Here is a 13630-nt window from a genome sequence, read left to right as displayed (position 1 = left end):
CCCTCTGCACGGTTCACCGAACGTTCCAAATCTTGAGTGGGTTTAGCACCTCTGTCGTGTTATCGCTGTAGGCGCGAGCTAGGCCAAGGCGCGTCAGGAGATCTGCCAGTGCATCCCTGTTCGACTCCAGTTCCGATTCCGATGCTCGCGGCGCCATGGAGCGCGTCTGTGCTGTTGGACCCACTGCGATGCCGAACCGAGTTTCAAGCCTCTTTAGGAACTCGTCATAGGAGACTTCCGACTCTTGCTCTTCGAGCACAGCCAGGACGAGCGTCGTTATTAGGTTCGCTTCAATACAGAAACGCTTACTGGTGTTCCCCCTGCGCGGTGCCAGGAAGCCGCAACGTCGAGCATGATGGTCAAACCACTGCGAATAGTTCTGCGCCATTGTTGTTTTGAGGAGGTCAAGCAGTACCAACGCGACTGGTCCGCTGAGATCCTGCGGAGCATGTGTCGTACTCGCTTTAGGGGTCAAGCGTTCGAGGGCTTCGGGTGTCTTCTCAACCAACAGCCGACTACGCTCGAGGCGCTTCTCCTTTGCTCCTGCTGAGAACGGTATCGTCTGCAGGAGAAAGGCTTCCGCAGCACTCTTGTCTTGAACGGCATCCCCAAGTCGCTCGCGTACGGTCCGCTGCAATTTTGATGCGATCCAGTTGTCCATAGCGCTGTGCATCAGAGGGAGTGAGCCTCGAGCGGACGAGTCGAGAACGGTATCTGCATCTGGGGAAACTACTGCCAGAAGCGGTGTCAGGCTGCCAGCAACCGACAAGTTCGGAACTTGGGCGTATGAGAGAACACATACGAACTCTATGGCATTAGCGAGCACTTTGAGCGCATCGAGGCTATCAGCAGCCACACTGCCTAGTTGCACCGATCGGCGTAGCAAACTGCCGAGGTTGTTCGCGAACTCTTCGGTGACGTGGTTCGTTACCCATGGAACCGGGCGGACCTCCGAGATGCTAAAACTGCTCGGATCAATTGGCCCCGCAAGGGCAGACTGCAGCACCCAATACGGGTTTGGCTGCGTCTCGCAAAGGCGCTCCACCAAGGAGGTGAGCGCACCAGCCCCAGAGGCATGATTAAGCAGGAGGGAGGCGCAGAGAAGCCCCATTGCCCCACCCGTACGGTCGTTTGTGATAAAGGCCGGATGCGCAACTTGGTATGACTGCATAGAAGCGAATACCGCTTTATCGCCTGCTAGCAGCGCTCTCAGCAAATGGCGAACTGAGTCCAGATCGGCAGAACTTGACGGGACCTTGAAGGGAATTGGCGCCCGCGCAAGTACTTGCCGAAGAGGTTTTTCGTCTGTCACCCACGAACTGCTGTTTCTGGCAATCAGAGCGCTCGCCAGTTTCGGCGCTCGAGGGCCTACCAGACACTGCGCGAGGAAGCCATTCAATACATGGACGGGCTCCGCAGACGTAGCGGCCGTACTGAAAACAAGAGTATCCGTGACGTTCTCTCTGAACCATGCGGTTAGCTCGATGCCAGCTACGAACGTCATGGATTCACCTCAATTTCAGGGCGGCGCCCGCCTCGCACAGTAACTTTAGTAACCACACCAGTAGCGTGATCAACTGCAATGATCTCGGGATCAGTTTCGGGCCTGACCGGCGCCTGACCAATGAAGAGATCAAGCGCCATGTCGAGCGCCTCCTGAGTCCTATCCGAATGAACTGTTCGAGGCTGATGCAGCTGACGCCATGTTTCATAGTCCAGCGAGAGGACGGCGCCGCGACCTTGCTTCCATGAAAGCTCAAGTTTTGACGGTTTGAATCCGGCGGATTCGACCCCGTGATCTTCGTGGAGATACGGCAACCGCACTGTAAGTTCATCCGAACTAATGGATGCGCTAGCAGCAAGTACGGATGGCCGAGTCACAGCCGTGAGTCGATGGTGTCGACTGAGATGTAGTTGCTTACCTGTTCCTACCGTGAGGCGGTAACGATTTATTTCAGCGACTATCCGCTGGACTGCACGGTGCGGCTCATCTCGAGCTTCCTGAAGGAGATCCACATAGTCTGGGATATGCGACTGCCTGTCGATGATTTCCTCAACACGCAAGTCGGATGCAAGAAAGAACCTGGCGCGCTTGGCCGCCGCGAAGGCTTTGAGTGCCCCGTTTCGATCCTTTCTGTGGATGACAGCAGGATTAAACAGCGGCACTTCGGGTGCGACGCCAACTCGTTCGTTGTTGCCTAACCATAGATGACTGTCAACGGATGAATTCGCGGTGTGGATAGGGTCGAATTCTCGGCTAATCATTTGGCCCAGAGACGTGGCAGGGTCGAAAACTCTGGACCACCACCATCCAGCCAGCTTTTGGACGTCGCGCCCACGAGGCGGGCATTGCCAGCCGAAGAACAGTTCTGCAAGGAATACCCACAATTCCCGGGCGGTGAGTCGAAGTCCGGACTGCCCCAGCAGTGACAGGAGCTTTGTGAGGCGGTCAGCCGCCTGGGGCGATCGAGCCAACAGGTCTCGGCCAGCGGTACGCGGACACGTAGTGTCATCACCACATGTGCGGCAAGGATCGACTGCAGGCAATAGGCGGTCGAGGGCACGCGTGACGAAACCCGCGTGAACCAGTTGCCGGCCCGCAAGGTTGACCAGGAGGACACCGCTCGGATCGTCCATCTTTTCGCCCCGAGCGCGGGCGTGCGTGACCTCACGCACCTGCTCGTAGAGCCCTTCGCCTTGGAGCCGCGCCAGCGACGACAACGGGCCCTCGTTGAGGGTGATGACGAGTTGGCTGTCGTTCGCAGTAGCCGCATCGGTCCAGGCAAGGATCGCTGCATCGTCCAGCGTTGCCGCGTCACGGATGAACAGGCGATCCCCTGGAGTCAGGGCCGCGGGAGAGCGATCGTCCGCCTCAATGGATGGCTTCGGCGCACTCGCGTCGAGGGCCATCGACAGGAGATGGCTCTTTCCGTCTCCTGCGTTGCCAGTGATCACTACGTGTCGGCCGTCGTTGAGAGCCTGTGTCACAAGCCCAACTAGCGAGTCCTCGACGTTGAGTTGCCGTCTGACCTCAACAGACCAGGAGTCTGCGTACACTTCGCCGCGTCGGAACAGCGTCGCTAGGTCTGTCATCGATGAGTCGCGGATGATGGCCGTCTCCCCTGTGCTCTGTCCACGTTTCCCCACGGGTCACGTTACAGAAGGCGACTGACAATCACCTGCAACTTCAAGCAAGCCGATCAGAGGGCGAGCGTTAGTTGCTCCGGCTCGTCGGGGCGCTTCGGTTCATCGGGAGTTGGCCCGACCTCTCGCATCATCCCGGCAAGTTCATCGATGAGGTCTGGGGTGCATCGGGCCTGTTCGGCCAGGAGGGCGCCTCGTGCACTGACCCACCGATCCCACCACTGCTTCGCGAGATCGATCGCTGTTGCCCCAGACACGTCCCCTGCAGCCTCCCACCCCAGAAGCACACCTCCTGGGTCGTTGACCAGAGGCAGGGCATACATGGGGCGACGGGTGTCGTGTCTCCTCAGATCAGGAAGCCCCAATCCGGACAAAGCCTTCCCAATTGCCCTAAAGCGCGCGCTAGCGCCTTCACCAAACGTTCTTGTGATGTGCGAGTACCCATCGGCTGCCACGTTGTATTCATCGATCGCATCAATTGTGTCGGCTGCAACATGGAACGATCCAAAACCGCGGGTTTCACCGATCCGGATCCATCTACGCCCGCCGCTAGTGGCTCGGTTGTACTGGGAACTGTGACCTGGGTATAGACCGCTGGTGAATACCACGAGTGGGCCCGGATTTGGAATTTTCTCTCGCACCTCGGGCTTATAGATGGTGGCGGCGATCTGCCCCAGGGGGCGATCCCGACCCCATGCTTCGAGTACCGTCTCGCTGCCGGCTACCGCAGCCGCCAGTTTCCCCGCCCTCATCGGGCCGAACGGTGGCGCAGCGCCGCAAACACTCATTTCGAGAGCAACAAAACCCATGTGATAGTGCCAGATCTTTCGCAGACCTGAATCCACCAAACGTCGCATCAGAACATTCTCACGCAGGAATTGAGCAGCATCTGGAGATTCGAGGCAGGAGCGGAGGCCGGCAAGGCCGAGGCTGAGCTCGGCAGCAGTTTCAGCGCGCTTGGTCTGCGCCAGGAGTTGACGAGACAGTTCCCGCTGGCCCAACTTGCGGGCATCGTTGTAGGCGATACGCAATCGGGCAGCCAGTTTTTGCAAGCTTTCCGCTTGCTGCGTTCCGCCAGAAAGATCGATAGGTGGGAGCCCATCTGGATTGACTGCGTCAAGCAAAGATGTCAGTACCTTTACCGTGGCAGAAATTCTGTCCTTGGCGTCAGGAACTCCATCCAACCGGTCGACAAAGCCTCCGGGTCCGCCTTCTGAGTTTCGCGAAGTGAGACCAAGCCATGAGTCCCTGCAGCGGATCTCAGGGACTACGTTACGGAATTGCGCAACTCCCAGAGGAGTTCCCGGGAACTTTCTGTCCTCCAGTACCACTGAGACCTCGCGGCCTGGCGCGCTAGCATCCGGAGTCATAGACCATGTGGCCCTTACGGCTCTCCACACCGCCCTCCCAGCGCCCTGCCCTGCCACAGTGAGCTGCAACTCTGGTGGACCGTCCGCAAGCGAAGCGATGCATTCCTCCGAGCGATACTGACTCTTGGTGAGTGTCCCCAAGAGGCGCTCAAGCGACTTACGCTGCCCCGGAATCCTCAGAGCGTTCGTTCGTGCTTGCCGATACAACTTTCGGAGCGCTTCACGGCGTTCCGCTTCGTCAGCGTTCTCTGCCTCGAGTAGAGGCGCCAGCACGAGATCGTCACCCTGCATCAAAGGGTAGTAGCCCGAGTCAATGTAGTCTCGAAGGATGAGGAGGGTTACACGGAATGACTTAGCAGTTGGAGTGTCCTGTCCGCAGCTTTCAGCCTCCCGCTTCAGCACTTCGCGAATCTGACTGGGGAGTGCTCCGTCTAGCGATTTTACGATCTCCTTGAACTTGGGTCCGAGAGCGCCAAGTTCCTGCGGCTGAAAGTCAACTAGCTTATCTACTGGAACAAGCAAAGTGGTGCGGTCATCCATAAGCACAGGGTAGCTGCTCGAGTCATCGGGAGGGAACGTTAGGGACAGAAATCCATCGGCCACGTACCTCTGGACCTGCGCCGGTCGCCCGTCTGCCGACGTTCCCCTGTCATCCGCGTTCAGTGGACTCCTCCGATCATGACGTTGCCGCTGGCTGCGCACCGTGAAGGCTACCGGCTCACCCCGGTTCTTCAGCATCAGGCGGCTATGCAGGCGACTTAGTCCCCATCGCTGGACCAAGACCTAGATCGTATGCGCCGCCAAGTGGGCCGTTGTCGCCAGCGGCGCCAAGGGTCCCCACGGCCCGGACGCAGCCCTCGCGCCGCTCCGCCACCTCTGATCCGTGGGTTGACTCGCGTAGGTGGCTGGGCGCCTCAAGGGAGGGCGGGGTCTTACGCTGGCGTGGCGATGGGTAGATGCGTCAGTTCGCCGAGACGACGACTGCCTGTCAAGGGGCCGCGGCAGTGAGATGCAGACGACATCTCCCACTCTCACCACACTGGGCAAGCAGGCTCGGCCGCCCGGACCGCGTTGGTAGGGTGCATCACAAACCAAACCCCTTTACATGACCGCCTCGCCCCTTAGGGAATCAGGATGCCCGGCTCGCCCAACAAGGCCACCGATGTAGCCACCGCCGCAAAGTTGATCTCCGATCATGCAGTCGGAGCAACCCTGAGTTCGTTTCGAGTGTTCGGAATCAATAGTCTAAAAACCTACTTGGACCTTGATGCACTCAAGGATCAAGTCCTTGAGTCTGCGGAAGCAGTCGAAAACATCCTGCATCTGAGATTTACACATCATTCCATTGATATCGACTTGCAACGGACAGGCACCGTGGCCTGGCATGCGATCGACAGCGAATCTGCCAGCAAAAATCCCACGGGGAGATTCACTTTCAGTAACGGATTTGCCTTGACGCTCGCTGAGCCTGCAAAAACCAAGCGCATTGCGTTTTGGGTCAGGGAACCCTCCACCTGATCGAACCCACTCGGGGCGGCAGCCCGTAGCGGACCATCCGTGAACGGGAAAGGTCAGCGCAGAAGCCTCAAGTGCCCCGGCCTGCGGTGATGCACTTTAGGCCAGACGGCCTCCGGAGCCGTGTGCAAGTGGTGAGGCAGAGAGCGGGCCGCACCAGAACGGGCGATCAGCCACAGTCAATGACGGCAATCCGAGCACCGCCCACCATGGCTCCCCGGAGGCATCCTCGCAGTTCATCGGCCAGATGCCCGCTCAGCATCGGTGATTCCCAAGCTCAGGTCCCTCTTGCTGAGAGAGGGTGCGACAGCAGCAGAGTCGAGGTGGACAGAGGGGGAGCCGGACGAAGCTGTAAGCGTTCATCAGACCTTGCGTCGCCAAGAGAAAGCAGGGAGGTCTCGGAACGTATCCGAGGCTCCCTGCTGTGCTGCACATGGCTGCTAGGCAGAACCCGCCGTGGCAAGTCGAGCGGGCGTTCCCCGGAGGGTGCTACTCAGGCGTTACCAGACGGTGCCCGCGGCTGGTCGCCACGCGCAGCACGTCCCGCAGTGCGCTAGCCAACTGCGCGGCGACGAGCTTCAGTTTCTCCAGATCTTCGGTCTCATCGTCGAGTACCTGGCCTGCCTGCCCGAGCAGTTCGGTCGCCATCCCGAGTTGTACCGCCTCGATATGGTCCGCCAAGCGGGACATGTAGCCCTCCCGGTCGTCGGTGTCCAGGTAGCACGGCTTGCCCTCTGGCCCAACCCACGGGAGAAGCCTCAGGTCGTTCTGTGCCGTCATCCCTGCGTCTGCCTCTCGGTGGATGTCGCTACTGGATGTCGGTGCGCCCCTGGGTACCCAGTCGCTCATTGCTTCGCCTCCGCTGGCCCGGCCTGGCCGGACGCCGAGTGACACGGGCATGCGCACGCCTCGTAGATCAACGGCACGTCGACCGGCGCCGAAGCCGGAGAGGACTCCGTGCAGGCGTCGTGTGTGCCGATCCGGCAGGCGGGCGAGCGGTAGGTGGTGGCCGAGGCGGCCGGGCTGTGGGTCTGCCGTCGAGAGGGCATCAACAGGCCCCCAGAAGGACCGACCGGGCCTCGGTCGGCAGATGGGGAGCAACGACAACCCTCGGGTGCTGTCGTGCGCGCCTTTCCCAGGCCAGCACGTACGGGCGGACGAGCGCGGTTTCCTCGGCCCTGAGCGAGTAGCGGTCCCGCGGCCAGTCGGAAGCCCGGCTCAGGACGACTGTCGGTTCGTCGGCGGGCGCATTGGCGGTGGGAGCGACACCCGGTCGGGAGGGCGTTAAGGGGCGGCGGTGCCTGCCCTTGGAGAAGTGCCGTGCCGTGGTGAGGGAGACGGCGCGGCGGATACGGTTGAGCACGCTGAATCAGCTCCTATCGCTGATGGCTCGGTCCCCCGACATCGCCCGTCGTGGGGACCGGTTTGTATGCGACCGCCCGCAGAGTGCGGCCGTTCAGGCACGTGGCGAGGAGCCCGAACCGATCGGCCTCGGCTACCGCCTCCAGGACCTCCCTCCATGCCTCGGCGGAGAGTGATTCCGGCACCTCCGCTTCGATCGATGTGAATCGGGCGTGCTCCTCCACGCGCGTGGGGAGCCCGACGGCGGACAGCCGGGCGGCGATGGCCGCCGCGCTAACTCCCGAAGCGGGCACAGGGCAGCCTCCGTAAACCGGCGATCACTTTCAGTGAAGCTAGTTAACTAGATTAGAGCTAGTGGACTAGATTTTCCATATGCCTGAGCAGCCGCCCTATCTCCGCGTCGCCGAAGAACTCCGGCGGCGGATCGCGGAGCACGCATGGGAGCCCGGGGACCGCCTGCCGTCCCGCGCCCAGATCGGCCAGGAGTGCGGGGTGGGCGAAAACGTGGTCCGCCGGGCGCAGGAGTTGCTGATTTCCCAGGGCGTGCTGGAGGGCCGAGCCGGATCGGGAACCTACGTCGCCGAGCCCCGGCAACGGGTGCGGGTCGTCCGGTCGTCAGCGCGTGTGCAGCCTGAAGGGTCGCCGTTCCGTGCGGACATGAAGGCCGTCGGCAAGCACGGCGACTGGGAGAGCCGGACCGACGCCAAGGTGCCGGCTCCGGCGGAGATCGCGGCGCGACTCGGTATCGCCGAGGGCGAGTTGTGCGTTCGGACGTCGTACGAGTTCCTGGCCGACGGCAGGCCGGTGCAGCTCTCGACGAGTTGGGAGCCGTACGACCTCACGGCCGGCACGCTCGTCGTCCTCCCCGAGGGAGGGCCGCACGCCGGGGCGGGCGTCGTCAATCGCATGGCCGCTATCGGAATCACCGTCAGCCATGCCGTGGAGCAGCCGGAGCCCCGGCAGGCGACCGCCGAGGAGGCGTCGCTTCTCGGCATCCAGAAGGCCGCGCTCGTCACGCACATCCGGCGGACGTACTACAGCGATCAGGGGCGGCCCGTGGAGACTGCGGACATCGTCGTACCCGCCGCTCACTGCGAGATCGTGTACGAGATTCCGATCAATCGGTAGTCGGCGGGGGCCCTCTCAGCGGGTGTACGGCCGTGCCCCTTCCGTGCCCGATCGGGCGGGGAATCATGGGGAACGGCGGTGCCCGGCGGGGAGCACGCATGGCGACGGCCCCCGACCGTCTTACCTGGTCAGGGGCCGTTAACAGTGCGGAGGCTGAGGGATTTGAACCCTCGGTGACATCGCTGCCACGACGGTTTTCAAGACCGTTCCCTTAGGCCGCTCGGGCAAGCCTCCCCGCGCCACTCGCGGTGGCGCGGGGATCAGCCTAGCGTGTCAGCTGTCACCCTTGCGCTTCCCCAAGGTGACGTCCGCCTTGGACACCTTGCCACCGCGCTTGTAGGTGAGAGTGACCTTGTCGCCCGGCTGGTGGGTCCAGATCTCGCTGATGAGGGTCGGGCCGCTGTCGATGGCCGTGTCGTCCAGCTTGGTGATCACGTCGCCGGACTTGAGGCCCGCCTTGTCGGCCGGGCCGCCGGGGACGACGGCGGGGCTGCCGCCGGTGCCGTTGGAGGCGATGGTGGCGCCGTTGGCGGAGTCCTTCGTGCTGACCGTGGCCTCGATCACGGGGTAGGTGGGCTGGCCGCTCTTGATCAGCTGCTCGGCGACGTTCTTCGCCTGGTTGATCGGGATCGCGAAACCGAGGCCGATGCTGCCGGACTGCTGGGACTCGCCGAGGCCGCTGCCGTTGCCGGCGGACTGGATGGCGGAGTTGATGCCGATGACGCCGCCGTCCGCGTTGAGCAGCGGGCCGCCGGAGTTGCCCGGGTTGATGGAGGCGTCGGTCTGCAGGGCGCTCATGTACGAGGCGTTGCCGCCGCCCCCGTCGCTGGAGGCGACCGGGCGCTTCTTGGCGCTCACGATGCCGGTGGTGACGGTGCCGGAGAGGCCGAAGGGGGCGCCGATGGCGACGGTGGCGTCGCCCACGGCGACCCGGTCGGAGTTGCCGAGCGGCAGCGGGTTGAGCTTGGCGCCCGCGGCGTTCTTGAGCTTGACCACGGCGACGTCGTAGCCCTGGGCGCGGCCGACGACCTGGGCGGTGTACCGCTTGCCGTTGGAGAAGGTGGCGGTCAGCTTGCCGTTGTCGGCGGCCGAGGCGACGACGTGGTTGTTGGTGAGGATGTGGCCCTGCTTGTCGTAGACGAAGCCGGTGCCGGTGCCGCTCTCGCCGTTGTTGCCCTGGGCCTCGATGGTGACGACGCTGGGCAGGGTCTTGTTGGCGATGCTCGACACCGAGCCGGGCGCGCGGCTCTCCGTCTTGGGGTTGCCGTAGGCGGAGACGGTGGTGGTGTCGCTGCCGTCGCTCTCCCGGTCGGCGGCCCAGAAGCCGATGCCGCCGCCGATGGCGCCCGCGACCAGCACGGCGGCCAGCAGGGCGGCGACCAGCCCGCGGGGCTTGCGCTCGGACGGGCCGGAGGGCGGTACGGGTGCGGTCCCCCACGGTCCGCCCGGGCCGCCCTGCCCGCCTTGTCCTTCGCCCGGGCCGCCGGGCTGCTGGCCGCCGTCGGCCGACCACCATGTGCCGGCCTGGCCGGCGTCCGCACCGGGGCCCGAGGCGCCGGACGCGGGGCCGGAGGCTCCCGGCTGCCCTGCCGCGTCGGGCGGGCCTATGGGCGCGTCGGACGCGGTCGGCTGCCTGCCCGCGGTGGGCTCGTAGTCCGGCGCCGGTGGCACGGCCGGGTTCGGGTGCGGCGCCGGAGGGGCCGGATGCGGCCCGGGCGCGGGCGGAACGGCAGAGCCCTCGTTCTCGGTGCTCACAGCAATCTCCTCAGGTGCACGACAGATTTCCTCGACGGCCCACGTGTACGTCTTACCGTCGTCAGCTTTTCCCACAGCGCGTCAGACGGCCGTAAGGAGCGGCGGTCCTGCGGACTACCACCCTTTATCCCGGACAAATCGACCCACCGCCATTCCGTGCGAACGTACGGAGGGGCCGAGTCCACCGGCTATCACCGGGCGGTGGCACCATAACGCGGTGACCTATGCGCGCCCTGCCCGGGACAGCCACCCCGGGCCGCCCACCGTCTCCGTCGTCGCCCATCGCGGTGCCTCCGAGGATGCTCCGGAGCACACCCTGGCCGCCTACCGTAAGGCAATCGAGGAGGGCGCCGACGCCCTGGAATGCGACGTCCGGCTGACCGCCGACGGCCACCTCGTCTGCGTCCACGACCGCCGCGTCGACCGCACCTCCAACGGCCGGGGCGCGGTCTCGGCGCTGGAGCTGTCCGATCTGGCGGCCCTGGACTTCGGCTCCTGGAAGGGCCGGGCCACCGACAAGGAGGAGCCGGACCGCGACAGCCGGGACAGCACCTCCGTCCTCACCCTGGAGCGGCTCCTGGCGCTTATCGCCGACGCGGGACGCCGTATCGAACTGGCGATCGAAACCAAGCACCCCACCCGCTGGGCGGGCCAGGTGGAGGAGCGGCTGCTCGCGCTGCTGCGCCGCTACGGCCTGGACGCGCCGCCGCCCGGCGAACGTTCACCCGTCCGTGTGATGAGCTTCTCAGCGCGCTCCCTGCACCGGATCCGCAGTGGGGCCCCCGCCATCCCGACCGTCTACCTGATGCAGTTCATACTGCCGCGCCACCGGGACGGGCAGCTGCCGGCCGGCGTGCGGATCGCGGGGCCGAGCATCCGGATCGTGCGGAACCATCCCGGCTATGTGGCGCGCCTGCAGCGTGAGGGGCACCGAGTGCACGTCTGGACGGTCGACGAACCGGAGGACGTCGACCTGTGCGTCCGTCTCGGGGTCGACGCACTGATCACCAATCGTCCCAAACAGGTACTGTCCCAACTCGGACGCTCATAATGGGCATTACAAGGCGTGCACCGGCGCGTTCGGTACGTATTCGATCGTGACGAGTGCGTCACGCGATGCCACTTGGCCGGTTTCCGCTCCAGCACCGCGGGGCATTCATCCCGTGGCGTGGGGCGAAGGAGGTCTCGGGGGTGGCGTTGGTGGTGGCACGGCAGGTGCCGACGTCGTCGACCATGGCCGTACCCCATGGTCCTGCGGGTGTCCGCGCGGCAAGACAGCGGATGCGTGTCGATTTGGGCAGGACTGGGGTATCGGATTCGGTCATAGACGACGCTGTATTGATCCTTTCAGAACTACTCAGCAATGCATGGCGACATGGTCGCCCGTGGCGTTCCGGCCATGGTGGCGGCACGGTCCGGGCTGCATGGAGCGTCGACGAGGACGACCGGCTGACGGTAGAGGTGACGGATGGCGGAGGCCCCACAAGGCCACTTCCGGCCAATCCCTCGGTCACCGCACGCGGCGGTCGAGGACTGAACATCATCATGGCGCTGGCCGAGGAATGGGGCGTGCGGGACGGAGTCGGCGAGGTCACCGTATGGGCCCTTCTTCCGCCTGACGACGATTTCGCCCGTCGCGTCGTGCTTCCCTCGGATCTCTCCCCCGACCTGGGTACGGAGCTGGCCTCCGGGCTGCGTCCGGGCCTCGACGCGAACCTCGACCCGCATCTCGACGCCAATCTCGACGCGAGTCTCGACGCGAACCTGGGGCCGAATCTCGGGGCGACCCTCGAGTCTGGTCTCGACGCTGATATCAACGCGAACCTGGGCTCGAACGTCGAGGCGAACATCGACCCCGATTTCGATCGCGAGCTGGACTTCGCCGATCTGGACGAGCTCGCGTAGCCGACGCGGCTCATGGAGCCGACGCGGTTCGGCCAAAGGGCTAGGCTCGCGCCCGTACCAGTCGTACGCGCCGTAGGAGAGCACTGCCACGGCCGTACGCCAACCGTCACGGGCGTACGAGCAAGCCCTGAGCCGCAGATCGGGAGACAGCCTCACCATGGCCAAGAAGCGCCGCCCCCAGACGAAGGCCACAGGCCCACAGGTCGCCAACGGCGAGATCCCTGTGGTGGGCGCGCGGGAGCCTTGCCCGTGCGGTTCGGGCCGTCGCTACAAGGCCTGTCACGGCAGGGAAGCCGCACACGCCGCCACCGAGCTGGTGCAGCGCCCCTTCGAGGGGCTCCCCAACGAATGCGACTGGGTGGCCCTGCGCGAGCTGGTGCCCGCCGCGACCGTCGAGCTGCCCCTCGCCGAGGGGCTGCCCGAGGGGGTTCCGTCGGTCACCCTGGCGACCGTGCTGCCCATGGCGTGGCCCGCGCTGCGCCGCGACAGCGGTGCCGTACTGCTCGGTCTGCAGAACGACACGCCCTCCGGTGACATCAGCCGCGACCTGGCCGACACCCTGCGCCGGGCGCTGACCGCCGATCCGGGCACTCCGGTGTCCGCCGAGCGGGCTCCGGGCGACGGTCCGCGGCTGCAGGATCTGCTCGACCCGAAGGGCACTTTCTCGCCGACCCTGCACGAGGGGTTCGAGTTCTGGCTCGACGATGCCGCGAACGCGACCGGAGAGGTCGCCGCGTCCCTGGAACGGGCCAACACGGCCGCGATCCCCACCGCCCGGCTCACCGGCGTGGAGGCGGCCTACTGGTGCGAGACGCCGGAGAAGAACCACCTGCGCTGGGTGATGTCGCACCCCGAGGAGAAGCTGCTCGACGCGCTCGCCCGGCTGCACGCCGCGGGTGCCTCCTCGCTCGGCGAGAACACCCGGCTGGTGGGCTCCTTCCGGGCCCATGGGCTCACGGTGCCGGTGTGGGATCTGCCACGCGGGATGAGCGCCGAGGACACCGAGAAGCCGGCCGTGGACCTCGCCGAGCGGCTCGCGGAGGCGCTCGCCTCCGACACCCCGCTGACGCCCGAGCAGCGGCGCGCCCGGGGTGGCCTCACCAACCGTCAGGTGACGCTGAGCTGACGATCGCCGGACGGCCGGAGGGCGCCACCGGGTGACGTGACGCTGCTCACAACTCACCGTTACGCCCTGCAAATAGGCGTCCGGAAATCCGCGATCGAATTTGCTATCGGCCGATCTCTTGTTACGGTTCTAAAAGCCCGGTCGCTGGTGCATCCCCCGTCGCCAGCGACCGGGCGCTTCCATGTCCGCGTCCGGACGCCGGCGCGGGAGACGGGCGGGGCGGCACGAAGCGGCCGGGAAATGGTACGGACCAATTGCCCTCGGCGCCATGGGAGTTGCCGTCGGATCCCGAAGCGAGTCCGAAGCCTGAGCCTGGAACGTGAGT

General features: G+C 64.8%; 11 protein-coding genes and 1 tRNA gene. 5 read left to right on the top strand and 7 right to left on the bottom strand.

The window, feature by feature from the left end; all coding sequences use genetic code 11:
• Nucleotides 1-13: 13 nt before the first annotated feature.
• From J8403_RS22390 to J8403_RS22380, 3 genes are all read right to left on the bottom strand, one after another.
• Nucleotides 14-1504 carry a methylation-associated defense system protein MAD7 family protein gene (locus J8403_RS22390; protein ID WP_211124726.1) on the bottom strand — a complete coding sequence of 497 codons (1491 nt, stop codon included), beginning with the start codon at nt 1502-1504 and terminating at the stop codon, nt 14-16.
• Nucleotides 1501-2910, bottom strand: a complete 1410-nt coding sequence (locus tag J8403_RS22385) for a hypothetical protein (RefSeq protein WP_211124725.1) — start codon at nt 2908-2910, stop codon at nt 1501-1503. The genes J8403_RS22390 and J8403_RS22385 overlap by 4 nt, the downstream gene beginning before the upstream one ends.
• Nucleotides 2911-3200: 290 nt before the next feature.
• Nucleotides 3201-4268 (bottom strand): Druantia anti-phage system protein DruA, encoded by a 1068-nt coding sequence (locus tag J8403_RS22380; protein ID WP_211124724.1) that lies wholly within the window; start codon nt 4266-4268, stop codon nt 3201-3203.
• A 1380-nt stretch (nt 4269-5648) separates the two neighbouring features.
• On the opposite strand from J8403_RS22380, the gene J8403_RS22375 reads away from it, so the two are divergent.
• The gene (locus tag J8403_RS22375) at nt 5649-6032 is read left to right on the top strand and encodes a hypothetical protein (RefSeq protein WP_211124723.1); all 384 of its coding nucleotides are present in this window, start codon (nt 5649-5651) and stop codon (nt 6030-6032) included.
• Nucleotides 6033-6518: 486 nt separating this feature from the next.
• Here the strand turns inward: J8403_RS22375 and J8403_RS22370 are convergent, their stop codons facing one another.
• Together J8403_RS22370 and J8403_RS43730 are read right to left on the bottom strand one after the other, a co-directional pair.
• Entirely contained in the window at nt 6519-6809 is a 291-nt protein-coding gene (locus J8403_RS22370; RefSeq protein ID WP_211124722.1) for a hypothetical protein, read from the bottom strand.
• A gap of 596 nt (nt 6810-7405) precedes the next feature.
• Nucleotides 7406-7684, bottom strand: coding sequence for a hypothetical protein (locus J8403_RS43730; protein ID WP_246585937.1), 279 nt, complete (start codon nt 7682-7684; stop codon nt 7406-7408).
• Nucleotides 7685-7763: 79 nt separating this feature from the next.
• Between J8403_RS43730 and J8403_RS22365 the strand changes: the two genes are divergently transcribed.
• Nucleotides 7764-8519, top strand: a complete 756-nt coding sequence (locus tag J8403_RS22365; protein ID WP_211124721.1) for a GntR family transcriptional regulator — start codon at nt 7764-7766, stop codon at nt 8517-8519.
• 147 nt (nt 8520-8666) lie between these two features.
• Here J8403_RS22365 and J8403_RS22360 read toward each other — a convergent pair.
• Nucleotides 8667-8753 (bottom strand) — tRNA-Ser (locus tag J8403_RS22360).
• 39 nt (nt 8754-8792) lie between these two features.
• Nucleotides 8793-10274 carry a S1C family serine protease gene (locus J8403_RS22355; protein ID WP_211124720.1) on the bottom strand — a complete coding sequence of 494 codons (1482 nt, stop codon included), beginning with the start codon at nt 10272-10274 and terminating at the stop codon, nt 8793-8795.
• Nucleotides 10275-10491: 217 nt separating this feature from the next.
• On the opposite strand from J8403_RS22355, the gene J8403_RS22350 reads away from it, so the two are divergent.
• The 3 genes from J8403_RS22350 (at nt 10492) to J8403_RS22340 (ending at nt 13305) form a co-directional block, all read left to right on the top strand.
• Entirely contained in the window at nt 10492-11325 is an 834-nt protein-coding gene (locus J8403_RS22350) for a glycerophosphodiester phosphodiesterase (protein WP_211124719.1), read from the top strand.
• A 140-nt stretch (nt 11326-11465) separates the two neighbouring features.
• Nucleotides 11466-12179, top strand: a complete 714-nt coding sequence (locus J8403_RS44755; RefSeq protein ID WP_425519824.1) for an ATP-binding protein — start codon at nt 11466-11468, stop codon at nt 12177-12179.
• 157 nt (nt 12180-12336) lie between these two features.
• A complete protein-coding gene (locus J8403_RS22340; protein WP_211124718.1) occupies nt 12337-13305 on the top strand; it encodes a DUF5926 family protein in 969 nt (322 codons plus the stop codon).
• Nucleotides 13306-13630 lie beyond the last annotated feature (325 nt).

This window comes from Streptomyces yatensis (assembly GCF_018069625.1).
In the GTDB taxonomy this organism is placed as follows: Bacteria; Actinomycetota; Actinomycetes; order Streptomycetales; family Streptomycetaceae; genus Streptomyces; species Streptomyces yatensis.
Note: the sequence above shows the minus strand (reverse complement) of the source record. Positions and strands in the feature narration are given on the sequence as shown.

Excerpts from the sequence above, each read along its gene's own strand:
- J8403_RS22390 (WP_211124726.1), bottom strand. The coding sequence starts at position 1,504 with ATGACGTTCGTAGCTGGCATCGAGCTAACCGCATGGTTCAGAGAGAAC.
- J8403_RS22385 (WP_211124725.1), bottom strand. The coding sequence starts at position 2,910 with ATGGCCCTCGACGCGAGTGCGCCGAAGCCATCCATTGAGGCGGACGAT.
- J8403_RS22375 (WP_211124723.1), top strand. The coding sequence starts at position 5,649 with ATGCCCGGCTCGCCCAACAAGGCCACCGATGTAGCCACCGCCGCAAAG.
- J8403_RS22370 (WP_211124722.1), bottom strand. The coding sequence starts at position 6,809 with ATGACGGCACAGAACGACCTGAGGCTTCTCCCGTGGGTTGGGCCAGAG.
- J8403_RS22365 (WP_211124721.1), top strand. The coding sequence starts at position 7,764 with ATGCCTGAGCAGCCGCCCTATCTCCGCGTCGCCGAAGAACTCCGGCGG.
- J8403_RS22340 (WP_211124718.1), top strand. The coding sequence starts at position 12,337 with ATGGCCAAGAAGCGCCGCCCCCAGACGAAGGCCACAGGCCCACAGGTC.